Source organism: uncultured Thiodictyon sp., assembly GCA_903837595.1.
Classification (GTDB): domain Bacteria; phylum Pseudomonadota; class Gammaproteobacteria; order Chromatiales; family Chromatiaceae; genus Thiodictyon.
In genome coordinates this window covers 1-24563 of the sequence record CAILVI010000556.1, presented here as the reverse complement: position 1 = coordinate 24563, position 24563 = coordinate 1, and the positions used below count along the sequence as shown (strand labels likewise).

The 24563-nt window shown below is 64.6% G+C and carries 24 protein-coding genes; 3 read left to right on the top strand and 21 right to left on the bottom strand.

The genetic code is table 11. The features are described from left to right. Positions 1-6 precede the first annotated feature (6 nt). The 5 genes from kdpC to QZY44_RS33665 form a co-directional block, all read right to left on the bottom strand. Positions 7-603 (bottom strand): potassium-transporting ATPase subunit KdpC, encoded by a 597-nt coding sequence (kdpC, locus tag QZY44_RS33685; protein ID WP_295458152.1) that lies wholly within the window; start codon positions 601-603, stop codon positions 7-9. A 12-nt stretch (positions 604-615) separates the two neighbouring features. Next, positions 616-2718 carry a potassium-transporting ATPase subunit KdpB gene (kdpB, locus tag QZY44_RS33680; protein WP_295458149.1) on the bottom strand — a complete coding sequence of 701 codons (2103 nt, stop codon included), beginning with the start codon at positions 2716-2718 and terminating at the stop codon, positions 616-618. Beyond that, positions 2715-4466, bottom strand: a complete 1752-nt coding sequence (gene kdpA / locus QZY44_RS33675) for a potassium-transporting ATPase subunit KdpA (RefSeq protein WP_295458146.1) — start codon at positions 4464-4466, stop codon at positions 2715-2717. Before kdpA ends, kdpB begins: the two co-directional genes overlap by 4 nt. Beyond that, positions 4466-4555 carry a K(+)-transporting ATPase subunit F gene (gene kdpF, locus QZY44_RS33670; protein ID WP_295458143.1) on the bottom strand — a complete coding sequence of 30 codons (90 nt, stop codon included), beginning with the start codon at positions 4553-4555 and terminating at the stop codon, positions 4466-4468. Before kdpF ends, kdpA begins: the two co-directional genes overlap by 1 nt. 162 nt (positions 4556-4717) lie before the next feature. After that, positions 4718-5905 (bottom strand): ChaN family lipoprotein, encoded by a 1188-nt coding sequence (locus QZY44_RS33665; protein ID WP_295458140.1) that lies wholly within the window; start codon positions 5903-5905, stop codon positions 4718-4720. Positions 5906-6010: 105 nt separating this feature from the next. On the opposite strand from QZY44_RS33665, the gene QZY44_RS33660 reads away from it, so the two are divergent. Beyond that, positions 6011-8215: a M1 family aminopeptidase gene (locus QZY44_RS33660; RefSeq protein WP_295458136.1), complete on the top strand. Its 2205-nt coding sequence runs from the start codon at positions 6011-6013 to the stop codon at positions 8213-8215. A gap of 236 nt (positions 8216-8451) precedes the next feature. Beyond that, positions 8452-9102 (top strand): c-type cytochrome, encoded by a 651-nt coding sequence (locus QZY44_RS33655; RefSeq protein WP_295458133.1) that lies wholly within the window; start codon positions 8452-8454, stop codon positions 9100-9102. Positions 9103-9407: 305 nt separating this feature from the next. Here QZY44_RS33655 and QZY44_RS33650 read toward each other — a convergent pair whose 3' ends face one another. The 3 genes from QZY44_RS33650 to QZY44_RS33640 form a co-directional block, all read right to left on the bottom strand. After that, on the bottom strand, positions 9408-9956 hold the full coding sequence (locus QZY44_RS33650; RefSeq protein WP_295458131.1) for a YceI family protein: 549 nt from the start codon (positions 9954-9956) through the stop codon (positions 9408-9410). Between the two features lie 99 nt (positions 9957-10055). After that, positions 10056-10805, bottom strand: coding sequence for a c-type cytochrome (locus QZY44_RS33645; RefSeq protein WP_295458127.1), 750 nt, complete (start codon positions 10803-10805; stop codon positions 10056-10058). Positions 10806-10867: 62 nt separating this feature from the next. Beyond that, complete coding sequence (locus QZY44_RS33640; protein WP_295458125.1) at positions 10868-12325, bottom strand: hypothetical protein; 1458 nt, start codon at positions 12323-12325, stop codon at positions 10868-10870. Between the two features lie 451 nt (positions 12326-12776). Between QZY44_RS33640 and QZY44_RS33635 the strand changes: the two genes are divergently transcribed. Further along, positions 12777-13232, top strand: a complete 456-nt coding sequence (locus QZY44_RS33635) for a cache domain-containing protein (protein WP_295458122.1) — start codon at positions 12777-12779, stop codon at positions 13230-13232. Positions 13233-13458: 226 nt separating this feature from the next. On the opposite strand, the gene QZY44_RS33630 is transcribed toward QZY44_RS33635, so the two are convergent. The 13 genes from QZY44_RS33630 to QZY44_RS33570 form a co-directional block, all read right to left on the bottom strand. After that, positions 13459-14439, bottom strand: coding sequence for a LysR family transcriptional regulator (locus tag QZY44_RS33630; RefSeq protein ID WP_295458119.1), 981 nt, complete (start codon positions 14437-14439; stop codon positions 13459-13461). Between the two features lie 140 nt (positions 14440-14579). Continuing rightward, on the bottom strand, positions 14580-15677 hold the full coding sequence (tatC, locus tag QZY44_RS33625) for a twin-arginine translocase subunit TatC (protein ID WP_295458115.1): 1098 nt from the start codon (positions 15675-15677) through the stop codon (positions 14580-14582). Positions 15678-15838: 161 nt separating this feature from the next. Then, entirely contained in the window at positions 15839-16165 is a 327-nt protein-coding gene (gene tatB, locus QZY44_RS33620; protein ID WP_295458113.1) for a Sec-independent protein translocase protein TatB, read from the bottom strand. A 61-nt stretch (positions 16166-16226) separates the two neighbouring features. Then, complete coding sequence (gene tatA / locus QZY44_RS33615) at positions 16227-16526, bottom strand: twin-arginine translocase TatA/TatE family subunit (protein WP_295458110.1); 300 nt, start codon at positions 16524-16526, stop codon at positions 16227-16229. A gap of 160 nt (positions 16527-16686) precedes the next feature. Beyond that, on the bottom strand, positions 16687-17013 hold the full coding sequence (locus QZY44_RS33610) for a phosphoribosyl-ATP diphosphatase (RefSeq protein ID WP_295458107.1): 327 nt from the start codon (positions 17011-17013) through the stop codon (positions 16687-16689). A gap of 193 nt (positions 17014-17206) precedes the next feature. Further along, the gene (hisI, locus tag QZY44_RS33605; protein ID WP_295458105.1) at positions 17207-17614 is read right to left on the bottom strand and encodes a phosphoribosyl-AMP cyclohydrolase; all 408 of its coding nucleotides are present in this window, start codon (positions 17612-17614) and stop codon (positions 17207-17209) included. 19 nt (positions 17615-17633) lie between these two features. Further along, positions 17634-18386, bottom strand: a complete 753-nt coding sequence (gene hisA, locus QZY44_RS33600) for a 1-(5-phosphoribosyl)-5-[(5-phosphoribosylamino)methylideneamino]imidazole-4-carboxamide isomerase (protein ID WP_295458102.1) — start codon at positions 18384-18386, stop codon at positions 17634-17636. A gap of 111 nt (positions 18387-18497) precedes the next feature. After that, complete coding sequence (gene hisB, locus QZY44_RS33595; protein WP_295458099.1) at positions 18498-19103, bottom strand: imidazoleglycerol-phosphate dehydratase HisB; 606 nt, start codon at positions 19101-19103, stop codon at positions 18498-18500. Between the two features lie 194 nt (positions 19104-19297). Further along, entirely contained in the window at positions 19298-19867 is a 570-nt protein-coding gene (locus tag QZY44_RS33590) for an N-6 DNA methylase (RefSeq protein WP_295458095.1), read from the bottom strand. 865 nt (positions 19868-20732) lie between these two features. Then, positions 20733-21431: a restriction endonuclease subunit S gene (locus QZY44_RS33585; RefSeq protein ID WP_295458091.1), complete on the bottom strand. Its 699-nt coding sequence runs from the start codon at positions 21429-21431 to the stop codon at positions 20733-20735. 66 nt (positions 21432-21497) lie between these two features. Beyond that, on the bottom strand, positions 21498-22286 hold the full coding sequence (locus QZY44_RS33580) for a restriction endonuclease subunit S (protein WP_295458088.1): 789 nt from the start codon (positions 22284-22286) through the stop codon (positions 21498-21500). Beyond that, positions 22286-23260 carry a type I restriction-modification enzyme R subunit C-terminal domain-containing protein gene (locus QZY44_RS33575; RefSeq protein ID WP_295458085.1) on the bottom strand — a complete coding sequence of 325 codons (975 nt, stop codon included), beginning with the start codon at positions 23258-23260 and terminating at the stop codon, positions 22286-22288. Before QZY44_RS33575 ends, QZY44_RS33580 begins: the two co-directional genes overlap by 1 nt. Then, positions 23257-24363: a DEAD/DEAH box helicase family protein gene (locus QZY44_RS33570; RefSeq protein WP_295458083.1), complete on the bottom strand. Its 1107-nt coding sequence runs from the start codon at positions 24361-24363 to the stop codon at positions 23257-23259. The genes QZY44_RS33575 and QZY44_RS33570 overlap by 4 nt, the downstream gene beginning before the upstream one ends. Positions 24364-24563 lie beyond the last annotated feature (200 nt).

The following is a 24563-nucleotide window of genomic DNA, read 5'->3' as shown; positions in this document are numbered from 1 at the left end:
ACCTCTTCAGCGCAGGGCATCGAGTCCGAGGTTCAATTGCAGCACGGACACCCGCGGCTCACCGAGCATACCAAACTGGCGCCTCTGGGTGTGTTGCACCACCAGTGCGCGCAGGCGCGCCGGCTCAAGCCCCCGCACCCGCGCGACCCGTGCCACCTGATACTCGGCGGCGGCGGGGCTGATGTGGGGATCGAGCCCGCTCCCGGAGGCGGTCACCAGGTCCACCGGCACCGGTGCGGTATTACCGGGATCGGCCGCGCGCAGGGCCGCCACGCGCGCCGCGACCGCCGCGCGCAGGGCCGGATTGCGGGGACCCAGGTTGGACCCACCGGACGCGGCCGCGTTGTAGGGCGTGGGTGCGGTGGCCGAGGGTCGGCCCCAGAAATAGCCGGGGCCGGTGAACGCCTGACCGATCAGCGCGGACCCCACCGGCCGCCCGTCACGCCGAATCAGGCTGCCGTTGGCCTGATCGGGAAAGGCCAATTGGGCGAGGCCGGTGACCAGGAAGGGATAGGCGATCCCGGTCAGCACAGTCAGAATCAGCAACAGGGTCGCCGCTGGACGCAGCAGGCGCGATAGCGTTATGGGCTCAAGTGCGTTCATCTATGTCACCTTCTATAAGAGCCCGGTTAGCCCCAGCCCCAGATCGATCACCTTGATCCCCACAAAGGGCACGACCAGCCCCCCGAGCCCATAGACGCCCAAATTGCGGCGCAGCAGCGACGCGGCCCCCTGCGGCCGATAGCGCACACCCTTGAGCGCCAGCGGAATGAGGAAGCAGATGATAATGGCGTTGAAGATCACGGCCGAGAGGATGGCCGAACTCGGACTTGCAAGCCCCATGACATTCAGCGCCCCCAAGACCGGATAGGTGGAAACGAAGGCCGCCGGGATGATCGCGAAATACTTGGCAATGTCATTGGCCAGACTGAAAGTGGTCAGCGCGCCGCGGGTCATCAGCAGTTGTTTGCCGATCTCCACGATCTCGATCAGCTTGGTCGGGTTGGAGTCCAGATCCACCATGTTGCCGGCCTCCTTGGCCGCCTGGGTGCCGCTGTTCATGGCCACCGCCACGTCGGCCTGGGCCAGGGCCGGGGCGTCGTTGGTGCCGTCGCCGGTCATGGCCACCAGCCGGCCCTCGGCCTGGTGTTTGCGGATCAGGCGCAGCTTGTGCTCCGGGGTGGCCTCCGCCAGAAAGTCGTCGACCCCCGCCTCGGCCGCGATGGCGGCGGCGGTGAGGCGGTTGTCGCCGGTGATCATGATGGTCTTGATCCCCATCCGCCGCAGCTCGGCGAACCGCTCCTTGATCCCGCCCTTGACGATGTCCTTGAGCTCGACCGCCCCCAGCACCAGCGCGCCATCAGACACCACCAGCGGGGTACTGCCGCGGCGCGCCACCTCGTCGATCTGGCTGCGGACCTCTGCGGGGAAGGTCCCGCCCAGGGACTGCACATGCTGCGCGATGGCATCCGCCGCACCCTTGCGGATCACCCGCCGCTCCCCGCCGGGGCCGCTGAGATCCACCCCGCTCATGCGCGTCTGGGCGGAGAACGCGATGAAATGAGCATCCAGTGGTTGGAGCGACCGTCCGCGCAGGTTGAAACGCTCCTTGGCCAGGACGGTGATACTGCGGCCTTCCGGCGTCTCGTCCGCGAGCGACGCGAGTTGGGCGGCGTCCGCCAACTGGGCCTCCGTCACGCCCGGGGCCGGGCAGAAGGCGGCGGCCTGACGGTTGCCCAGGGTGATGGTCCCGGTCTTGTCCAGCAGCAGCACGTCCACGTCCCCAGCGGCCTCCACCGCGCGCCCGGAGGTGGCGATCACATTGGCCTGTAACAGGCGGCTCATGCCCGCCACCCCGATGGCGGAGAGCAGGCCGGCGATGGTGGTTGGGATCAGGCACACCAGCAAGGCGACCAGGACGGTGACGGACACCGGTTGCGCCCCGGTCCCGGCCGGCATCAGGTCCACGCCGAACAACGAGAAGGGCAGCAGGGTGACGGTGACGCACAGAAAGACGATGGTGAGGGCCACCAGCAGGATGGTCAGCGCGATCTCGTTAGGGGTCTTCTGCCGCCGGGCGCCCTCCACCATGGCGATCATGCGGTCTAAGAACGCCTCGCCCGGATTCACCGACACCCGGATCACCAGCCAGTCAGAGAGGACCGTGGTCCCACCGGTGACAGCCGAAAAATCCCCGCCGGACTCACGGATGACGGGGGCGGACTCGCCGGTGATGGCGGACTCGTTGACCGCGGCGACCCCCTCGATCACCTCACCGTCGGCCGGGATCGTATCGCCCGCCTCCACCAGCACGCAGTCGCCCTTGCGCAACTCGCTGCCGGGTACGGTTTCGATCGGCGCGCCGTAGCTGGGCGCGCGCAGGCGCTTGGCCACCAGGGTCCGCTTGCCGGCGCGCAGGGTCGCCGCCTGGGCGCGGCTGCGCCCCTCGGCCAGGGCCTCGGCGAGGTTGGCGAACAGCACCGTAAACCACAGCCAGGCAGCGATGGCGAGGATGAAGCCGGGGGCCTCCATGGCGGACCCACCGCCCCCGCCCCACAGCGCGCGCACCCATAACGCCGTGGTCAGCAGGCTGCCGACATAGACGACGAACATCACCGGGTTGCGCCACTGGGCGCGGGGGTCGAGTTTCGCCAGCGCGCCGATCAGGGCCGGGCCCAACAGGTGGCGATCAAACAGGGCGCGGGTCGCGCGGGTCATTGGGCACCTCCGAAGGAGCCGGTCCAAAGCAACAGGTGTTCCACCACCGGTCCCAGGGCCAGACCCGGGACATAGTTCAGGAGCCCCACCAGCAAGACGGTGCCGATCAGCAGCCCCACGAACAGCGGTCCATGCGTAGGCAGGGTGCCGGCCGTGACGGGAATGCGTTGCTTGGCGGCCAGTGCCCCGGCGATAGCCAGCACGGGGACGATCACCCCAAAACGGCCGAACCACATGATGACGCCCAACAGCACGTTATAGAAGGGAGTATTGGCCGAGAGCCCGGCGAAGGCGCTGCCGTTGTTGTTCGCGGCGGAGGAGAAGGCATAGAGCACCTCGGTGAACCCTTGGGGTCCGGGGTTGCTGATCCCCGCCCGCCCGGCATCCGTCATCAGGGCGATAGCGGTGCCGACCAAGGCCAGTAAGGGCGTGACCAACACCGCGATGGCGGTCATCTTCATCTCGAAGGGGCCGATCTTCTTGCCCAGATACTCCGGGGTGCGCCCGATCATGAGCCCGGCCACGAAGACCGCCAGGATGGCAAACAGCAACAGCCCATAGAGCCCGGAGCCCACACCCCCGAAGACCACCTCGCCCAACTGGATCAGCACCAGCGGCACTAGGCCGCCGAGCGGGGTGAATGAGTCATGCATAGCATTCACCGCCCCGCAGGAAGCGGCCGTGGTGATGGTCGCGAACAGGGCCGAATCGGCGATGCCGAAGCGGGCCTCCTTACCCTCCATGTTGCCCCCGGGCTGGCTGTCATGCGCGACGCCGATGTTGAGATCCGCGCCGGCACCGGTCAGGATCGGATTGCCCTGTTGCTCGGCGCTGATGGCGAGCACCGCCGCCGCCACGAAGGGGATCGCCATGGCCGCCAGCAGGGCCCAGCCCTGGCGAGCGTCCCCGGTCAAGTGTCCCAAAGTCGCGGTCAGGGCCGCGGGTATCAGGAAGATGGCAAGCATCTGCAACAGATTGGTGAGCGGCGTCGGGTTCTCGAAAGGATGAGCCGAATTGGCATTGAAGAACCCGCCGCCGTTGGTCCCCACCATCTTGATCGCCTCTTGGGAGGCGACTGGTCCCATCGCCAGGGTTTGGGTCGAGGGCACCGGCTGGGCACCCGCCTCCAGGGCTTGCACCGCCTGATAGGGCGCGAGGTTCTGGATGACGCCCTGCCCAGCCAACACCAAGGCGAAAGCCAGAGACAGGGGCAAGAGCACATAGAGGGTAACCCGGGTCAGGTCGACCCAGGCGTTGCCGATGCTCAAAGCACCATGGCGGGTGAAGCCCCGGATCAGCGCCATGGCGACCGCGATGCCAACGGCGGCAGACAGGAAATTCTGCACTGTCAGACCCAGCATCTGCGTGAGATAGCCCATGGTCGACTCCCCCGCATACCCTTGCCAGTTGGTGTTGGTCACGAAGGAGATGGCCGTGTTCAAGGCCGAATCCGGACTGACATTCGCCAAGTGCTCCGGATTGAGCGGCAGCCGGACCTGGAGGCGCTGCACGGCGTAGAGCGCAAGTGTACCCAAGCAACTGAACACCAGGACCGACAGTGCGTACTGGAGCCAGCCTTGCTCCTGCCCGGGGTCGACGGCGCACAGACGGTAGATCGCCCGCTCCAGTGCTCGGAGCCACCGCACCCGCCCCTCCATCACCGCGGCGATATAGCGCCCCAGTGGCCACACGCTCAGCAGCAGCAGGACCAGATAGAGTCCGAGAAGCGACCAGGCATGGTTAGTCATCACAGATCCTCCGCCCATAGCAGCGCGATCAGCAAATAGACCAGAAGCGCAACCGCCAGCAGACCGCTCGCCAGATAGAGGGCGTTCATCGGCGCGCCCCCAGGCGTTCGCAGCCCAAGGCCAGACCGACGGTCAGCGCAAAACAGAGAACTATCAGGGCAAGGAAGGCCAGGTCCATGGATGGTCACCGGCATGTTGGATTGCCGGAAAGGCTAGACCATGGCGGAGAAAAATGTCGTAAAGAACGCTCGCTAGTGAAGCTCAACCTCGAAGGTCACGGACGCATCCCCGCTGCCATCGAGGCGCTTGCGCCGCACCTCGACTGGGACGCGCTGACCCGGCCCGCGGTCCAGCAGCGCGATGCGGATGTCGGCATAACCCGAGACCTGCTGATCACCGACACGCACGATCCGGTCGCCCACGACAAGCCCCGCGGCCTCGGCCCCGCTGCCCGGCCCGAAGCCCTCGACCGGCGCACCGGCTTGGCCGCCCGGCTCCCCCAGTTGGACACCGAGCAGGCCGGCCGCCGGCAACTCGACCGGCCGCGTGAAGAGCAGATAGTCCGCCACCGCCGGGTCCAGCTCACCATCACCCGCATTGAGCAGGGTGACGGCGGACACCGGCACCCGGCGCACCAGGCGCTTGGGGATGCCTTGGCCGTACTCGATATGACCGGCACCGGCCAGGACCACCAGGGTCGTTTGGGGGTTCGCGGTGAGATAGCGGGCGGCGCGCTCGGCCATGCCCTCGTCCCAGAGCAACTGGACCTCCACGAAGCGCTCGAACGAGCGTTGGTCCGGCATGGGGTGCTGGTCGAAGACCGCCTTGATCCGCGCCGCGTAGGCCGGGTCGCTGCGGTCGATGGCAGCCGGCAGACGCGCGCGCTCCGCCGGGGTCAGGCCCGCGGCGCCGAGCTCCGCCACGCGCCGCGTCAGTTCGGACTCCAGGTTCAGGGCGATCACCGGGATCCGGTGCTCCCGGGCGAAGCGCAGGATGGGCCGGTAGAGACGGTAGTCGAAGCGCCAGCGGTCGAAATAGTGGGTCTGGCGTAACATCTGCGCCTCGTCGATCTCACCGGCGATATAGGCGTTGAGCGCCGCCTGATAGGGCTGTTGGAAAAACTCCATGCCGATGGCGAGCTGCTTGCCCCGCCGGTGCAGACCCTCGATCACCCGCAGCTGGTTCAAGTGGTCCTGGTACCGGTCATGATGCTCGCCGACGAACACTACCCGGCGCTCCGCAATGGTGTCCAGCAGGTGCTCCAGGTCGGTGAGTGCGCGGGTGTCCAAAACACGGGTCGAGGTATCGACGGGCGGCGCCTCGGGCGGCACTGGGGGCGGCCCGGCAGGCGTGTCGGCAGGCGTGTCGGCGCACGCGCCGGCCCCAGGCAGCGTCGCGGACAGCAGCCCCAGACAGACGGCCAGGGCGGTAGGGAGCATGCATCGGTCAGAGGCCACGGCAATCCTCGCTAGTATTGGCCCGCGCCGGGCCTCATTATTTCGATGACAAGGCGGTCATAGTCACAGGTGCCCGATTATGGCCCAATGTCGCGGACCATCGCCAACGCCACCGCACGCATCACCCTCGGACCCACCACCATGCACGCATTTCTGCCGCCCGCCCCCGTTCTGGCCCTGTTTGCCGCGCTCCCCCTGGCCCTGTTCCAGCCGCGTGCGCTCCCCGCCGAGACGCCGGTCGTGGACCACGCCATGGAGATCACGCTCGACCCCGCGGCCGGGACCCTGACCGTGACCGATCGCCTGACCCTGCCCCCGGGGCTGGACGCGGTCGATCTGGTGCTGCATGACGGCCTGGCACCGCGGGTCCTCTCCGCGGATGCCACCCTGGAGCCGGTGGAGCCCCAGGCGCAGGACGAGCACCTGACGACCCTGCGGCTACGCCTGGCACCCGCCGCGAAAGGCACGGTCACCCTGGCCTATGGCGGGACGATCCGCCATGGCTTGGTGGCAGTACGCGAGGGTATGGGTCGGGAACGCCAGGAGAGCGTCGGCACCATCGGTCCGGACGGGGTCTTCCTGGACGGCGCCAGCGGCTGGTACCCGCGGGTCCCCGGCACCCTGCAACGCTTTGACCTGCGGATCACGGCTCCCCCGGGGTGGAATGCCATCTCGCAGGGGGCCGGACCGGACCGCCAGGGGTTCGCTGGTTCCGCCTGGACCGAGACCCAGCCCCAGGACGACATCTATCTGGTCGCCGCCCCCTTCACGCTCTATCGCGACCAGGATGAACGGGCCCAGGTGTGGCTGCGCGCACCCAATGAACCCTTGGCCGCCCGTTATCTCGCGGCGACCCGCGAGTACCTGGACCTCTACAGCCGGTTGATCGGCCCTTACGCCTACGCCAAGTTCGCCTTGGTCGAGAACTTCTGGGAGAGCGGCTACGGCATGCCCTCCTTCACCCTGCTGGGCCCGGCGGTGATCCGCCTGCCCTTCATCATCGACACCTCCTACCCCCATGAGGTCCTACACAATTGGTGGGGCAATGGCGTCTTCGTCGAAGAGCGCACCGGCAACTGGAGCGAGGGCCTGACCACCTATCTGGCGGACCATCTGATGAAGGAGCGCGAGGGTCAGGGGGCCGCCTACCGCCGCGACGCCCTGCAGACCTACGCGGACTTTGTGCACAGCGAGGCGGACTTCCCACTCACGGCGTTTCGCGCCCGCCATGGCGAGGCCAGCCAGGCGATCGGCTACGGTAAGTCGGCCATGCTGTTCCACGGCCTGCGCGTGCAACTGGGCGACGCGGCCTTTGTCCAGGGACTCAAACGCTTCTATGCCGACAACCGCTTGCGCGCCGCCGGCTACGCGGACCTGCGCCGCGCCTTCGAGGCGACCAGCGGGCGCGACCTCAAGGACTATTTCACGACCTGGACCACGCGCACCGGGGCGGCGCGGCTCGCCCTGACCGCGGTACGGTCCGACCGGACCCAAACCGGCGCGTATCAGGTCAGCGGGCGGGTCCTGCAGACCCAGCGCGAGGCGCCCTTCCCGCTCACGGTGCCGGTGGTGGTCCACCAGGTGGAGGGGCCGCCGCAGCGCACCCTGGTGGAACTGACAGGGCGCGAGGGACGCTTCGCCATCGACGTGCCGACGGCGCCGGTGCGCCTGGCAGTGGACCCCGAATTCGATTGCTTTCGCACCCTGGAGCCGGGTGAATCACCGGTCGCGCTCGGCGGACTCTTCGGTGCCGAACAGGGCCTGATTCTGCTGCCGGGCGCGGCGCAACCCGCGCTGCTCAGCGCCTATCGCGCCTTGGCCACGGCCTGGCAGGGCGGTCACCCGCAGTGGCGGGTCGCGCTGGATCAAGACCAGCCAGCCCTGCCGGCGGACCGGGCGGTGTGGGTGCTGGGCTGGGAGAACCGCTTCATCCATGACTTCGCGGCCGGTGCCGCGGGCTTCAGCCTGGACCCGGCCGCGCGCACACTGGCCATCGCCGGGACGCCGGTCGCCCTTGGTGCCGATGCGAGCCTGGCCCTCACCCGCGTGCGGGACGGCTCGCCGCTGGGCCTGCTGGCCACCGACGACCCGACCGCCCTGCCCGGACTCGCCCGCAAGCTGCCCCATTACGGCAAATATGGCTATCTGGTATTTGCCGGTGCGGCCCCGGATAACCGGCTCAAGGGCCAGTGGCCGCCCGGTGACTCCCCACTGATCCAGTGGTTCGGTGACGCGCGGCCGGTGTTGGCACCGGTGCCGCGGCCGAGCTTGGTAGAAACCCACCGGCCGTGATCGTCGTTGCGGCCACAAGCACACAGGAGGTCGAGGCTTTAGCCGGTTCGGCGCGCAAACGACGCTGATGTCTCTTGGATCTATCGGAGACCGCCACCGGCTAAAGCCTCGACCTCCGGTTGCGGCCGAACCGCCGCTGACCGGAACGATGATCAAGGCCGGCGCCTGTCTATGCTAAACATGAGCGTATGCTATAATTGAATGACGGCGAAGCAACCGGCAGGTGTTTTTTGAGAGTGAATATTACGAAAATAACCAGGCTTAGCCACATCGTCCTGGGCCTGGGCATACTCGCGTACGGTACGGCGTCCGCAGCCAATGGGGACAAGGGGCTGGAGGGATGGGAGGTCTATCAGAGCAGCTGTGTACTCTGCCACGGCAAAGCGGGCCGGGGCGACGGCTCGCTCGGCCAAAAGCTGGGAATGCGTCCGGCCGATTTCGTGGAACGCCGCTCACAGCTCAATGAGAAATCGGACCTGGAGCTGGCACAAGAGATCAAGGGCGACGCCGGTCATCTAAAGGGCATGCCCAAGTGGAAAGACCATTACTCGGACCAGCAGATCAGCGACGTCGTCGGCTATATCCGCTTCTTGGTCCGCTCGCCTGAACCGATCGTGGGCAATCCCACGGAGGGCGAACGTCTCTATACGCAGTATTGCGTGTCGTGTCACGGCGCGAGCGGACGTGGCGATGGCTTCCTGGGCGCGCTGCTGGGCATCGCACCGGCTGACCACGGCAGTGCCAACATCAAGCGCCGCACCAACCAGGAGCTGTTCAATAGCGTGCAAACCGGCAAGGCCAAGATGCCCGCCTGGAGCGGAATCCTCGACGAGCGTCAAACGGTTGATGTAGTCGCCTACATCAGGCTACTACCCGGCACCAATTAGGCGGCGGGCCGGCAGGCCCAGCCGGACGCCGCCGTCCCCCGGGGCGCAAAGCGCCTGACACCGCCGTGCCACCGCAGCAGAGACTGGGCAAGTATTCGCTCCGACCCAGGAAAAGCAGCAATCCTGTAGGTTGGGGTGAGGAACGAACCCCAACATTTCAGCGCCTTTCATTCGGTCGCACGTTGGGCTTCGTTCCTCAGCCCAACCTACAGGGAATACTTGCCCAATCTCAGCAGCGGTCGCACAAGAACCGGGGCGCTGCGCGCAAGGGTCTAACGCGCCTCACCGCCGCCACCGTCAGGGCGTCAGTTCCTGACTGCCGCGACCGGTATTTGCACGTTGATTTCGTCGCTGACTTCCTCGGTATATTTGGTCATGCCGAAACTGGAGCGCTGCAGCGTGGTCGTCACGTTAGCGAGACACCGCTGCTTGTCGCAGCGAAAACCCGTGATCTTTACGGTGGTCGGCACCGTCATGCCGACGATCGTTAGATCCCCCTTGGCCGCGACCGGCGTACCACCGCTGAACACCAAATTGTCGGAGTGGAAGGTCGCGACCGGATACTTCGCCACGTTGAACAACTCCTCCTCCTTCATATGGGCGGTCCAGGCCTCCGAGCTCATATCCAGCGAGTCGGTGTAGATGGTCGCGTCAACCGAGCCCTTGTGATGCGCCGAATCGAGGAAGATCTTACCCTCGGTTTTTTTGAATTGACCATGCAAGGTGGTCGTCGCCATATGCTGGATTTCAAAGGATGGGACGGTATACCCGGGGTCAATGGTATAGGTCTCGGCAGATACTGCCGGAACGGTCAAAGCGCTGGCCATGGCCGCGGCGGCCAAATAGTTATTCATCGATGCGTCCTCGGGTGAAGTTGCGTCGCATTGTGAAAAAAGGCCGCGGCTGCCACACGCAGACCGCGACCAGTGAACCCTGCTCTGGTGTCCAGCCGGCTACGGCAGGCTTTCCAGATAAAGCGCAACGTCGCGCATCTCAGCGGTCGAGAGGTCGCGGGCGACTTGCTCCATCGGCGTATGCGGCCGGCCGACATTTTCCTTGAACACGGCGAGCTGCTTTTCTATATACGCACTGTGCTGGCTGGCCGTACGCGGAAACGCGGCGAGGCCATGACCATCCGGGGCGTGACACACACTACAGGGCGGAACTGCTTTCCCTGGAATCCCCTTTTCAAAAATCTCTTTGCCCGCAGCGAGCCGTTGAGTCCGCTTGGCCTGGCTCATGAACAGCTCCTGGAAGTCCGGGAGTTGCGACGACTTCTTGACCTCCTGCGCACTGAAGTACTCAGCCAGGCCATCGATCTGGTCCTTGGTGAGACCGCTGTTGTTGACCCCTAACGCCTTACCCCACCAGGTCTTGTCGGTCACACCCCAAAGGCGGTCCAATTTACGGTCCGAGTAACCGACCACCCCCCACATATAGTCACGGGCCGCCTGATCCATACGGGCATGGTTCTGGAAATTCAGCATCTGCGTGACTAGATAGTCCTTCTTTTGCCCGGCGAGGCGGGGGAAATTCGGCGACTTGGAGTTACCGTCCATCCCGTGGCAATTCGAGCAGACCTGGGCGACCGTAACATTGACTGGAATGTTAGGATTACCCAAGTCACGCGAGCGTTTGAGATTCACACAACCCACGGATGCCGCCACGGCAACCGCCGAGATAACCAAGAGGACGGGCTTCATAGACATCTCCGGTAGTATCGAGCCCAGGCATGAACGATTCGGCCTCAATATCCGCCCGGCCATCAATAGATACCCCACAGGTAGGCAAATATCGTGTTATTGTCTGATGCCCGGCGCCCATTGCCGTCATAATTATTGGAGGCACCGTTAAAGCGGTTGTAGTTCCAATATTGAACGCCCAGACGTATATACTGGACCGGCTTCCAGAACACCTCGGCAATCCAACCCCGATTACCCGGATCGTTGGTCCGCGAGCCGGTGATCGGCGTGGCCGAATTGGTGTTGGTGACGGGATCGAAGAAGCCGCCCAGACCCCAGTTGACGTCACGCTGTCCATCACCCTGAAAATAGGCAAGGTTCACGCCGTAGGTGCCCAATTTGCCGGCATCAAAGGCATAGGTACCCTTCAGGTTGAGCTGATTGAAGCGAGCGGAGCGATGCGACACCACGGTGGGGTCCGGCGCGGCGACCCAAGCGTTCCACGTATTGGAATCCCAGCGCCGGCTCTCGGTGGTATAATTGAACTGCACGGTGATGGTATGCGGGTCGAGGATATATTGATACTGACCGTCGATACCGATGTCACGATAGGCAGCGGTTGGCCCATGTTGGTTCATCGGGTCGGGATAAACATTGGCCAGCATCCCGAAGGTACCGAGCATGAAATCGTGCGGCCCGGAGGCATGGGTCAACGCAAGCCGCCAGTAGGGGGCGGTCCCGGCAATTTTGGCACGGTTGAGCTTAGAGACACCCTGAGTCAGGACCGAGAGTGGGCCGTTGGTGGCGGCGGTATAGGCACCGACTGCGGCATAGACGGTCTGCTTCCAATAGCCGTAGCCTGCCAGCCCCGCCACCTGCTGCGTGAGCGCACCGTTGAGCAAAGGGCTGACGGGCGCCACGACGGCCATGGTACTGGAAATCGCGGGATAGCCCCAGGCCGAGGTGCTATTCCAGGGGTCCTCGACGGTCGGATTATTGTTTAAGCTCAGACCGTAGATAAAATCCTGGTTCGGACTGACGATGCGATCGGCCAAGCGCAGGTCGACATTGTCGATGGTGAAGCGCCCGACCCAGGTCCCTTTCTTATTCACATGATCGTAGAAGTTGTAGGTGCCTTGAGCGAACAGTCCCAGATTGTCGAGTATCTTGCCGCCGGCGAAGATGCTGGCCATCTGAAAGATCACCGCCCCGTCCTTAGGGAAGTCGACCCCGCGGTTCAGACTATTCGCATTGGTGGCACTCTGGGTCTTGGTATAGTTGGCTTGCCCCGAGATCGCCAATGGGATGGCGACGCGTTTGCCCGTCGTATAGCCGGTCAGCTTGAACATGCGACCCGTGGCAGTCAATTCCGGAAACTGGCCGCCGGCATGACAGGCCACGCAATTGAAGCCGGTCTGTCTGGCAAAGATCGGGAGCGCCTGGCTGACGGTCGGCAAAAAGAGCGCGAGTGCGGCCGCGGCCTTGAGTACCGACCGCGGCCTGAAACACGCTCGCTCAAGATAGGAAAGGGATAAGCCCATTGAAGGTCCTCCAGAGTGCTTAGATTCGTTGTTGCCGTAATTGCGGGGCCGACTGACGTCGCCCACCAAGCCGAGGCTGGACGTTTGCTGGCTGAGGACTCCGCCACACAGCAAACGCAAGCCAACCGCCGCGGCTGCGATGACCATCTGTTATAGTCAAGATTGACGCAGACAGATGGATGAAATTTAACATGGCCGAACCGGACAGTAAATATTAATTTCTTTAATAGTTGAGTAAATCACTCGCCGACCCCAGAAGAGACAATCGACGCCTGCCCGCGTCCTATTTCGGCGGCGAAGTTACACAAATCCACCCTGGCGTCAAGCCCCTCACAGGGCTCGCGCATGAGCGAGCGCCGGCCGGCCGTGAAACCCTCAGGTCTGGCGCGGCGGCCCGGCTTAGGCTATCGTCAGGGCACCTCATCACCACCATCAAAACGAGGAGACACGAATGAAAAAGACCCTGATCGCGCTCGCCATCGCCGCCGGTGCCGGCGCGCTGGCCGCCGTGCCCGCCTTGGCGGCGGATACGGCCACCCCCAACGAGGCCAAGGCACTTTCCCAAAAGGCCCAGGCGACGGTCAACACACAGGGCAAGGAAAAGGCCTTCGCTGCCTTCGCCACCGCCGACTTCAAACCGAAAGACCTCTATGTCTTCTGTATGGATCTCAACGGCGTGATGCTCTCACACGCGGTCAAGCCCGAGCTGGTCGGCAAGAACCTGCTCGAATTCAACAAATACGGCGACACCCTGTTCAAGAACATGATCGCGAAGGTCAAGGCCGACGGCGAGGGCTGGGTGGACTACCAGTGGCCGTACCCGGGCACGGATGAGATCAAGGACAAGACCAGCTATGTGATGTCCAACAAGGAAGGCTTCTTCTGCGGGGTTGGCGCCTACAAGTAGCCTACGCGCGGCGGCACTTGCGGTGAATGGACTCACCGCGAGAGCCTGGCGTGTCGGGCGCGTTCGCCCGGATATCTCACGAGTCTCACGCCAAGGCGCCAAGATCGCCTAGACAACAGTCTATTGAGCGATCCTCGCCACCGCCGCGCTGGCCGCCCGCCAATCGCTGCTGGTGGCCTATATCTGGCTGGGCATCCTGTCACCGACGCCCTGCGCCGGGATTAGATCAGCCAAGCATCGCATCATCCCACTGCACGTTTTCGCCCGGCTGTTGCGGCATGGGCTCCACCACCCGGTCCGCAAAGGCCTTGTCCAGGATCTTCATGAAGACCTTGGTCTGGGGGGAGAGGAACTTGCCGCGCCGCTGCACGATGCCGTAGCTGCGTTTGGGAAAATACTGATTGAGTGGCACCCGGGCCAGCTTCTCGTCCCCGGTCAGACACACGTCGGTGACGATCGAGATACCGAGGCCCAACTCGACATACTTCTTGATGACCTCCCAACCACCTGCCTCCAGGGTGACCCGGTAGGCCAGGTTGTGCTGCTTGAACACCATGTCCACCATGCGCCAGGTGCTCAGATGGCGCGGCGGCAGGATCATCTCGAAGGGCGCGACCTCATCCAGGGTGACCGACTCCCGCCCCGCCAGGGGGTGGCCGAGCGGGGTGATCAGGGTCGGGTTGTAGGTCACGAAGGGCCGGTAGTTGATGTCGTCCGGGACCTCCAGCATGGAGCCCACGGCCATGTCGACCTCATCGGAGCGCAACATGGCGAGCCCGTCGCGCCCGGTCGCATTGTGCAGCTTCAACTCGATCCCCGGGTACTGCTGGACAAAGCTGCGTATCGGCTCCGGCAGGATATAGAGGATGGTCGACTCACCGGCGGCGACGTTGAGCGCCCCCTGATCGACCCGCCCGCACTGGACGGCAAAGGCGTCGTGGAGCCGGTCCATGCCCTCCACCAGTGGGGCGGCCATCTCGAACAGGAGCTGGCCCTCGGGCGTCAGGCGGATTTTGGGTCCGCGCCGCTCAAAGAGCACCGTGTCGAACTCCCGCTCCAAGGCCTGGATCTGGAGTGAGACGGTCGGCTGGCTGAGGAAGATCTTGTCCGCGGCAGCGCTGACGCTACCGGTGCGGGCGGCATGACAGAAGGCCCGCAATTGCTTTAATCGATTCTGCTTGTAATGGATCTGGGATCCGGAGGCCATAGTACGTTGCGCTCAGTCCGAAGTGGTTGACTGATACTAGCTGATAGCATCCATTGAGAAAAGCAATCCGTGAGGTCTCTGTAACATCGCACACGCTACGATGAGCTATCGGGACCACTCGTGGCCCCGGGCGCCCCGCGCTAACTGTCGATCTGGTTGAGTATGTTGCGCGCCACGACGCGCTGCTGCGCGTCGCCCTCCTCCAGGACCTGGTAGAGCAACTGCCGGGCGGCGAATGGGTTCTCCAATTCAAGCAACTGGTTCGCCCGGCGGATCTTGTCCTCGACCGGGTCCGGCGTCGCGCGGCGCGCCAAGTGCTCGGCATCGACACGGTCCAGATGGGACTCGTGCTCATCGTCGTGCAGGGAATGCGCGGCCCCAGCGCCGGCAGGAGCGCCAGGCGCCAGCGCACGCCCCGCGCCGGTGCCGCTCGGTGGTACGCCACCGCCCCCCCCCGCGGGAGGCGGTGGTGTTGTCTCTGCCGCCTCACGGGCCGCCCGGTCGCGCACCAGGATGCGGGAGAAAAAGAGCCCGAGCTCAAACAGCAACCACATCGGGATCGCCAGCATGGTCTGGGAGAAGACATCGGGCGGCGTCAGCACCATACCGACCACGAAGGCCCCGACAATGATGTACGGACGCTTGGCTGCCAGGGCCTCGGGGGTGGTCACGCCGATGGCAACCAGCAGGATGGTCGCGACCGGAACCTCGAAGGCCACCCCGAAGGCGAAGAACAGGGCCAGCACGAAGTCCAGGTAGGCCGTGATGTCAGTCATCATCGAGACCCCAGCCGGGGTGGTCGCGGCCATGAAGCCGAAGATGAGCGGGAACACCAGGTAGTAAGCGAAGACCATGCCCACATAGAAGAGCACGACACTGGAGGCCAGCAGCGGCACCGCCAGGCGCTTCTCGTGGCGATAGAGCCCGGGGGCGACGAAGGCCCAGAGTTGATAGAGCAACCACGGCATGGCCAGGAACACCGCCGCGACCAGCGCCAGCTTGAAGGGCGCCATGAAGGGCGAGATCACCTGGGTGGCGATCATGTGGCTGCCTTGCGGCAACTTGGCAATCAGCGGCGTGGCGACATAGGTATAGATGCCGTTGGCAAACGGGAAGGTCACCACCAAGGCGACGCCCACGCCCATCAGCATCCAGATCAGCCGATCGCGCAGCTCGATGATATGGGACATGAAGGGCTGTTCGGCGCCCGGGTCATCGGGCTCAGTAGGCAGGGCCATGACGGGTCTCGGGGCTGGTCTGGGGGCCGCCCGCGGGGTGGCGGGGTGCCCGGGTTCGTCCGCGAACAATGCGCAACATCAGCACCGACGCATTCGCGGGTCTGGCGTCTTCGGGGACAAGGTTAAGGGAGCGTGGCGCAGCGACCCGCAGGCGACGGCGCTCACCCCTTACCGCCGCCCGCATCGGGCCGGGAAGGGCTCAGGTCCACCCCCGAGGCGGGATGCACAAACTCCGGGGGCGACTCCAGGAGGGGCTCTTCAAGTATGCGCTCGACCGGGTTGTTCAGCGTCTGCTTGGCCAGGATGTCCTTCAGTTCCTGGGCCCTGAGCTCCCGGTCGATCTCATCCTTAACGACCGCCAGGCTGCGCCGCGCCCGCCCAACCCAGAGTCCGGCAATCCGTGCCACCCGCGGCAAGTCCTTGGGTCCGATCACGACCAAGGCCACGACCGCGCACATCACCATTTCCCAGAAGCCGATATCAAACATGGCGTGCCCCTAGGTCAGCCGGATCAGAACGTCGACGATGAGGTCCGCAGGCCGCACCGGATCAGGAGTTCGGCCAATCGGCCTGCCGGTCACGCGCGGCACCGGTCGCCGCACCCGCCGTGGGCCTGGCCGGTGCGCCGCGTGAATCGACCACCGGCCGCGCCGGCTGCGGCGTCACCTGCCGGGGCTCGGCTGGCTCATCGCCCTTGTCCTTGTCACCGGACGCCATGGCGCTGCGAAAATTCTTGACTGCATCGCCCAAGTCTTGGCCGACGTTCTTCAATTTCTTGGTGCCGAACACCAACACGACGACGACCAGAAGGATCAACAGGTGCCAGACGTGCAAACCACCAAGGCCCATGGGTTTCTCCGCTGCCGCTCGCGGGCGGTCTGAAGTGAGGTTGATTGGCCAACGGTCCCGGGCGTCGCGCCCGTCCCGCCGAAGGTCCGCGATGATACTCTAAATTGGCTGCCTGCCGGTATTGCCCGACGCGGCCGCCGGCGGCGTGTCGCTCACCGGATCACTCATCCTCACCGCCCCGCGCGGCCTTCTCGGTCAGACCGGAGAGACCGAAGCGCCGGTCCAGTTCGGCAAGCACCCGCGCCGGCCGCAGCCCCTGGTGGGCCAGCAGCACCAGGCTGTGGAACCACAGGTCAGCCACCTCATAGACGATCTTGTCCGCCTCACCGTCCTTGCCCGCCATGACCGTCTCGGTGGCCTCCTCCCCGATCTTCTTCAGGATTGAGTCCAGCCCCTTGGCATAGAGCCCGGCGACATAAGAAGAGCTAGGGTCCGACTGCTTGCGGGCCTCCAGTACGTCGGCCAGGCGTTCGAGGATATCGGTCATGTGATTCAGCGGCAAATGGCAAGTGGCGTGATTTGGCAGTTTAACCTGTCCGGCCTCGTGCTGGCCTCCCGAATCCGTCCTGGCCAGGATTAGCCAAACGCGATGATGGAGCCGGCCTTGCTCATCGCTCCGGCTAGACCTGTCCTTGCGGCAACGCGTCGCGGAGTGTCCTGAATAACGATCGAGGCCGACCCTACACCTTGTGGTAAATGGCGTCCGGGTCCTTGAGCACCGGGGCAACCTCAACCCAGTGGCCGGCCGCGTCCAGTTCCCGAAAGAAGCAATTGTGGCGGCCGGTGTGGCAGGCGATGCCGCCCTTCTGCTCCACCTCCATCAGGACCACGTCCGCGTCGCAGTCGATGCGCAACGCGCGCACCACCTGCTGGTGGCCGGACTCCTCGCCCTTGTGCCAGAGCTTGCGGCGCGAACGCGACCAGTAGACGGCATGGCCGGTGGCGCGCGTCAGGGCGAGGGATTCGCGGTTCATCCAGGCCATCATCAGGATGGTACCGGTGCCGGTCTCCTGCGCGATGGCCGGCACCAGGCCGTCCGCGTCCCACTTGATGCTGTCGAGCCAGTTGTCGCTCGTGGTGTCGGTCATGGTTGTCGGTCCTGATGGATTAGTTGGCGGCCAGTTGATCGGCCAGGCGCTGCCCGGCGGCGAAGTCGAGTGTGCCCTCGTAGATGGCACGCCCGGTGATGGCGCCGGTGATGCCCGGTGCGTGCTCGACCCGGGCGGCCTGGGCCAGGGCGCGGATGTCGTCCAGATTGGTGATACCGCCCGAGGCGATGATGGGGATCGCCACCGCGGCGGCGAGCGCGCGGGTGGCGGGGATATTGGGGCCGGTCATCATGCCGTCGCGCCCGATGTCGGTGTAGACGATGGCCGAGACCCCGTCGCCCTCGAAGCGCTTGGACAGTTCATCCACACGGTGCTCGGTGATCTCGGCCCACCCTTTGATGGCGACCTGACCGTCCTTGGCGTCCAGCCCGACGATGATGTGACCCGGGAAGGCGCGACAGGCCCGCGCGACGAAGGCGGGCTCGGTCACGGCCTGGGTGCCGATGATGCAGAAGCTCACCCCGGCCGCCAGGTAAGCGGCGATGGTCGCCTCGTCGCGGATACCGCCACCGACCTGGATCGGCAGGTCCGGGTAGCGGGCGGCGATGGCGCGGATGGCCGCGCCGTTGACCGGCTCACCGGCGAAGGCGCCGTTGAGATCCACCAGGTGCAGCCGGCGGGCGCCCTGCCCCACCCAGCGCCCTGCCATCTCCACCGGGTCGTCGGAGAAGACGGTCTCGTCCTCCATGCGGCCCTGGCGCAGGCGCACACAGCGGCCGTCCTTGAGATCGATGGCTGGAATCAGCAGCACTGAAGGCGTACCTCGTAAAACAGGTGATTGGAGGGGACTATGGGGATGGTGGATAAGGCGCGGGCGGGCACCAGAGCAAGCCGCCGCACCGTGCCGCGCGCCATATCCAACCTACAGCGAGCCCTTGGTGGACGGCAGGATGCCGCCCATACGCGCGTCCGGCTCCACCGCCATCCGAAGCGCCCGGCCGAACGCCTTGAAGATGGTCTCGGCCTGGTGGTGGGCGTTGGCCCCGCGCAGGTTGTCGATGTGCAGCGTGAGCCCGGCATGGTTGACCAGGCCCTGGAAAAACTCGCGGAACAGGTCGACGTCGAAGGCACCGATCAGGGGGCGGGTGAAGGCACAGTGGAACTCCAGCCCCGGGCGCCCGGACAGATCGATCACCACCCGTGACAGGGCCTCGTCGAGCGGCACATAGGCGTGCCCGTAACGGCGGATGCCCTTCTTGTCGCCCAGGGCCTGACTCAGCGCCTGCCCCAGGGTAATTCCCAGGTCCTCCGCCGTGTGGTGGGCGTCGATGTGCAGGTCACCCTCCGCCACCACCTCCAGGTCGATCAGCCCGTGACGCGCCACCTGGTCCAGCATGTGGTCCAAGAAGGGCAGCCCCGTCTGGAAGCTGGACCGGCCGGTCCCGTCCAGGTCCAGGCTGACCCGGATGCGGGTCTCCAGGGTGTTGCGCTCCACCCGGGCGGTGCGGCGGTTGGTGTCGGCTGTCATGGATTTCTTGGGCTCGGCCTGAGGCGATCGCGGCGGGCGCGCAGACCGGCTATTTAACCACAGGTCGCGGGCGCGGCCCTACCGGCGAGCAGCAGTCTGATGGTGGATGCGCTACGCTTATCCACCCTACGAAACCGGCGCCGCCGTAGGGTGGATAAGGCGCGCCGCACGGCCTCAGGGACCGGGCACATGGCTCATGCGCGCCGCATCCACCAGCGTTCGTGATCACTTGGCCAGCCCGGCGGCCACGTCGCGAAACGCCAGCAAGGCGGCCTCCAGATGCTCGATGATCTCCTGCTGCAAGACCTGCGGCGGCGGCAGGTCGTCCAGGTTGTCGAGCGCGCCGTCCTTGAGTCTCCAACAGCTTGCGGCGGATACGCTCGCCGGCGCTGCCCTCGAACAGCAGCATCGCGCCGCAGGAACTCCTTTTGCCGCCGGTCCAGCGTCTGCCCCCCACGGGTGAGCCGGGCATAGGCACCCAGAAAGAAACCGCCGGTACCACAGGCCGGGTCGGCAATGGTCCGCAGCGGCTCCGGGCGCAAGCACGCCACCATCGCCTGGATCAGCGGCCGCAGCGTGAAATACCGGCCGGCACCGCTCATGGTACCCTCCGCGTTCCTCCGCAGCAGACCCTCATAGAGATCACCCTTGGTGTCGGCGTCCAGGCTGATCCAGTCCTCCGCGTCGATCAGCTGCACCAGCCGCGAGAGCTTAGCCGGGTCCTGGATCTTGTTCTGCGCCTTGAAGAAAATCGCGCCGAGCATCCCCTCCCCCTGGCCCAGCCGGTGCAGCAGGCGCAGCTATTGGGCCTCCAGCGGCTTGCCGGTCCTCGACCTCAGACTGGTCGGCAGTGCGTTTTCATTGGTCTTGACTCACCCCAGCGCGACCAGGTAAGGCCTCCGAAGCACTGGGCCAGCAAGTCCGTCTCACTTTTGTGCTACCGGCTGTGGCACTTTCTTCGTCACCCCCGGCGACAGACCGAACACCGAGCCTCTGGCCAATTGTCTCGACAGCGTCGAGACAATTCCCTGAGCGGCGGATCAGTGCCACGACGCGCGGCGTCGATCATAACTGCGCCGATCCAGCCTCTCGTGACACCGCTCGCGCGGTGTCACGCCTGTGTTGGGCGCTGCGCGCCCCGAGCCCGTCGCCGGGAGTTACGATCAAGCCCGCAAGCCCCTCCAGCTCAAATGTCGCACCAGCGATACGCCAATCGCCTGGTTCGGAAAGGCCTTAGCAAACTGCAACATGCAGCGGAGGTTCTGTGCCCAGAACCCTCGTCCAGACTCAGGCCCCAATTGTCGCCACCGCGTGGCGACAATCTCGGCGGTGGCCCGGTAGGCCGTTCCACCTTGTCTTGCGACCAGCCCAAGCCCCGAAGGGGCGCGACATATCAGTCCAGGGCAACGCCCTGGGATAGCATCGTGTTCAGCTTAGCCCTGAAAGGGCGTGACATAACGACGCAGAGCCGTCTGTCACGCCCTTTCAGGGCTAGGCCCCTCATATACCTCACACCCAGGGCGTTGCCCTGGGCTGGTATGTTCGACCCCGTTGGGGTCGACAGGCGAAATAGGGTGGAATCGGGTACTAGGTCATCACTCCAGCCGCTGCACCCGACCTCCTGTCGCCTCATGGAAACCGCTGCGTCTTGCGCGCACGCTTCGCTTTGCCGGCACCCGCCGCGGCCCGTTCGGCGCGAATGCGCTCCAGCAGCACGCTCGCCGGTTCATCATTGGGGTCTTGCGGGACCAGTTGACCGGAGACGGCGGCCTCGAGGATGTTTTGGCGTTGGGCGGCGGATTGTTTAAGCGAATGCGCAATGGCCGCAGATTGCCCGTCCAAGAAAGCAAATCCGGACTCCAACGCCTCAACGATAGCCTTCTGCTCTGCCACTGGCGGCAGCGGAACGGCGAACCCCGAAAATTTTCCGGCACTCAGATGATTGACGCCGACACCCCCTGAGAGTTGTTGAAAAAGGCCCAATTTCTGAGCAGCCAAGAAAACGTAGAACGCGAATTCCGAGGTTACGCCACGCGGACTAAAGCGAATGACGGTGTTCTGAAAGCAAAATAAACCACCAACGCTCGGCCAGATGACCGGCCGTCCGACGTGCTGCGCACTCCCAGACGCCTCAGTGAGCAGGACATCACCGCACCGCAAATGGAAGGTCTCACGTTCGGTTTCAGTGAAATCCATTTCCAGAACATCAGAAAAATCGATTCCCGCCTCAATAATGTTCGCGGCACGTATATATTTCGCCGGACATTCCCCCTTCATTTTACTCGGCGAACGCTGCCGGCCGACTTGAACCTCACCGAGCTGTTCCACGGCGGCCCAAACCCAGGACTGCGGGAGGTTCCGCAAATAGGCATCCTCCGGCTTCTTCGGCTCCCGTTACTTTTGGTTCCAGCCCTTCGGCGACGCCTTGCCTTGTTCAGTGAATTTCGCGAGTTGCTTAACCTCCCGGCGGGCACGACGTTCGGTGAGGATGCGTTCGAGCAACTGGGCACCGCTCTCTTTCAGCTCGCCCGGCTGTTGACTCTGGACCGCGCGCCATGCGGCAGTCAGGGTGCCGTCAACCGCCGCCTTGAGCAGTGACTGGCGGTATCGCACCAGTTCTTTCTGCGCGGCCTTGAGCTCGGCTATACCAGCGTTCAGATCAGAGAACAATTCTTCGAGCTTTTCGACGATACGCACCTGCTCGAAGGTCGGGGCAACTTGCAGCGAAAAGCGTGCAAGGGCAGGCCTCTCAATGCTCGCCACAGTCGTTCCGTGCTTTGAACACCTACCCAGGATCTCGCGCTCCCTTGCCACCAGTTGCCAAGCGAAAAATTTCGCGTTGATGCCGGGTGCAGGGACGAAGGCACGCATGTCTTGATTAATGGTCACGGGCATCGCGTTCAGAGGCACCGGCAGCGTCCTTGATAAGATTCCGGAGCACACGACGACTAGAATGCTGTGCGTCGGCACCAGCGACAACAATTCTAGCGCGTCGTCGGTCAACCGGTCCTCGGTGCCGACCACGACAAACTGTTTCATGTCCTTGGGCGACACCCATGGAATGGTTCCGTCCTCCCAGTAGGCGTCGTTGGCCTTTGACGGCGTACCCCCTCCGACTGATGCGGCGATTATCTGGAGACTCGACACGGCCCAACCGTCGCACGATGCACCCTCTTCACTCACTAGCCCGACTCCGCTTCTCGTTCCCCGGAATGCAGTCCAGCCGCTCCGTAGGGGCGGGTTTCAAACCCGGCCCTACGCGTCGGGATGCCTTGACTATAATTCCGGGCATAGGCGCTCCACAGCCGTTCGGTGGTCAGCATCAGCGGCCGCCGGCCAAGGTGTTCATGCAGTTCCTCGATCATGTCAAAGGTGAGCCGGCGGCGCTGATAGGGTTGCTGATAGAAGAAGGAGAGGGCGGCGATCTCGTCCTTGTGTTGGGCGATATAGTCGCCGAAATGCTGGATGGTCTTCTGCGCCTGGCTCTCGGCCTGAGCACCGTAGCCCGCGAAGGTGACCTGATCGAGATTGATGTGATCGATCAACTGCTCATGCTCACGGCGGGCGGAGTCGATGGCCTCGCGCAACTCAGGACTGTCAAAAGGGGCACAGGCCGCGGCGACCCGCGCGGCACGGGCGGCACGGGCGGCACGGGCAGCGGCGATCTCTGGGGCGGTGAGTGTCTCTTCAGAGCGCGTGATGCCCTGTGCTTCAGCCGTTGCCAGTGCGTCTTCGATAATCTGATCTGGATTCAGCGCCGTGATCAACCCCTTCCCAAGATCAGCCAGGCGAATGCCGCCGGACACCTTCTCGACGCGCGCCTTGGCCTTGTCGTCCAACTGCTTGGCCAGGCGGACCAAGCGGTTGGCCAGACTGAGCACGGTATCATCATCGCGATGACCGATCGCGACCCCTTGCAACAGGTCTTTGAGCGCAATGCCGGGCTTGCGCTCCAGCGGCCGGCTGTCGGTCTTGCAGGAGCGCTCCACGCCCACCGCGTGGATCAAGACGAAGCGGGTCTTGGCACTGTCGGTGCTGTTGCTGACGCGTTTGAGTCCATTGCAATCCAGGCTGCGCACCCCGCGCCCCTTCATTTGCTCATAATAGCCGCGCGAGCGCACGTCGCGCATGAAGAGCAGGACCTCCAGCGGTTTCACACTCCACCGCGCTCTTCATGGTCTCCGTAGCCCACATTCACCCCGTCGGCGACCGACGGTTCATAGGTGTACTCCGCGACGATGTTCTCGTTGAAAAAGCCGAAGGTGCGCTGGTCCGGGGTGGCAGTGAGCCCGATGAGAAAGGCGTCGAAATAGTCGAGCACCTGCTTCCAGAGGTTATAGATGGAGCGGTGACATTCATTGATGATGATAAAATCGAAGGTCTCGATGGTGAGGCGCTGGACGTTGTAGAGCTCGGTGAACTTGCGGGCATCGTCCGGCGGGGTATAGGCCATGAACTCCTGATGGGCCTGCTTCCCCAGGTTGCGCGTATCCACCAGGAACAGCAGACGCACGGCACCGGCGAACTTGAGCAGGCGATAGACGGCGGTGATGGCGGCAAAGGTCTTGCCGGAACCGGTCGCCATATGGGCCAAGGCGCGAGGACGGTTGTGGGCCAGCGAGCACTCAAGCCCGGTGACTGCACCGATCTGGCACTCACGCAGGTTAGTCGTGGGCAGGGGCGGCAAGGCGTGCGCCAGGCGACGGCGCAGCGTATCGGGTTCGGTCAGCCAGTGCGCCAGGTGCTCGGGGCGGAAGAAGTGAAAGACCTCGCGTGAACGCAGGGCCGGGTCGCGGGCGTCGGTAACGGCCATGGCGCCCGCGCCACCCCGAACGATGAAAGTGGCGGGCGCCTTGGCCGTTCCCCTCCCCGGCCCTCCCCCAATAGGGGAGGGAGAATTGGAGCGCGCTCCCGGCGCGACTTTCACGGTAAAGCGGGTGATCGCCCCGGTGCTCTCGAACAGGAACGGCAGTGGGCGGGACTCGCCGCGCCACTTCAGCGCCGCCACGGCATAGCGCAGCGTCTGTTCCTCGACACTCGTCAGGTGTTCGTCGGCCTCGGCACGCTTGGCCTCGAGGATTCCGACCGGTTCGCGGTCGATGAACAGCACATAGTCCGCGGGTCCGGTCGCGGTCGGATACTCGCGCACGGCCAAGCCGCGGGCCGCCCCCAGGTTGATGGCCTTCAGATCCTGGATCACCCACCCGGCCTCGCCCAGGCGCTGTTCGATGATCTGCCGCGCCTTCTCTTCAGGGGACATCACTTGCTCCTTTCGCCACATCGCCCATGAAGGAGCAATCCAGTCTAACAGACGCGGCGGGCAGTCGCAGCGCCGCTGCTCCTGACAGGGTGATCGTACTATCTCGGGGTGACAGGGACAGACCGATGGAGCTGGTCATGCTTTGGTCACTGCCCACCCGGAGGGTGACTTCGTCGCGGCCGGGGGGCCGCTCCTACCGG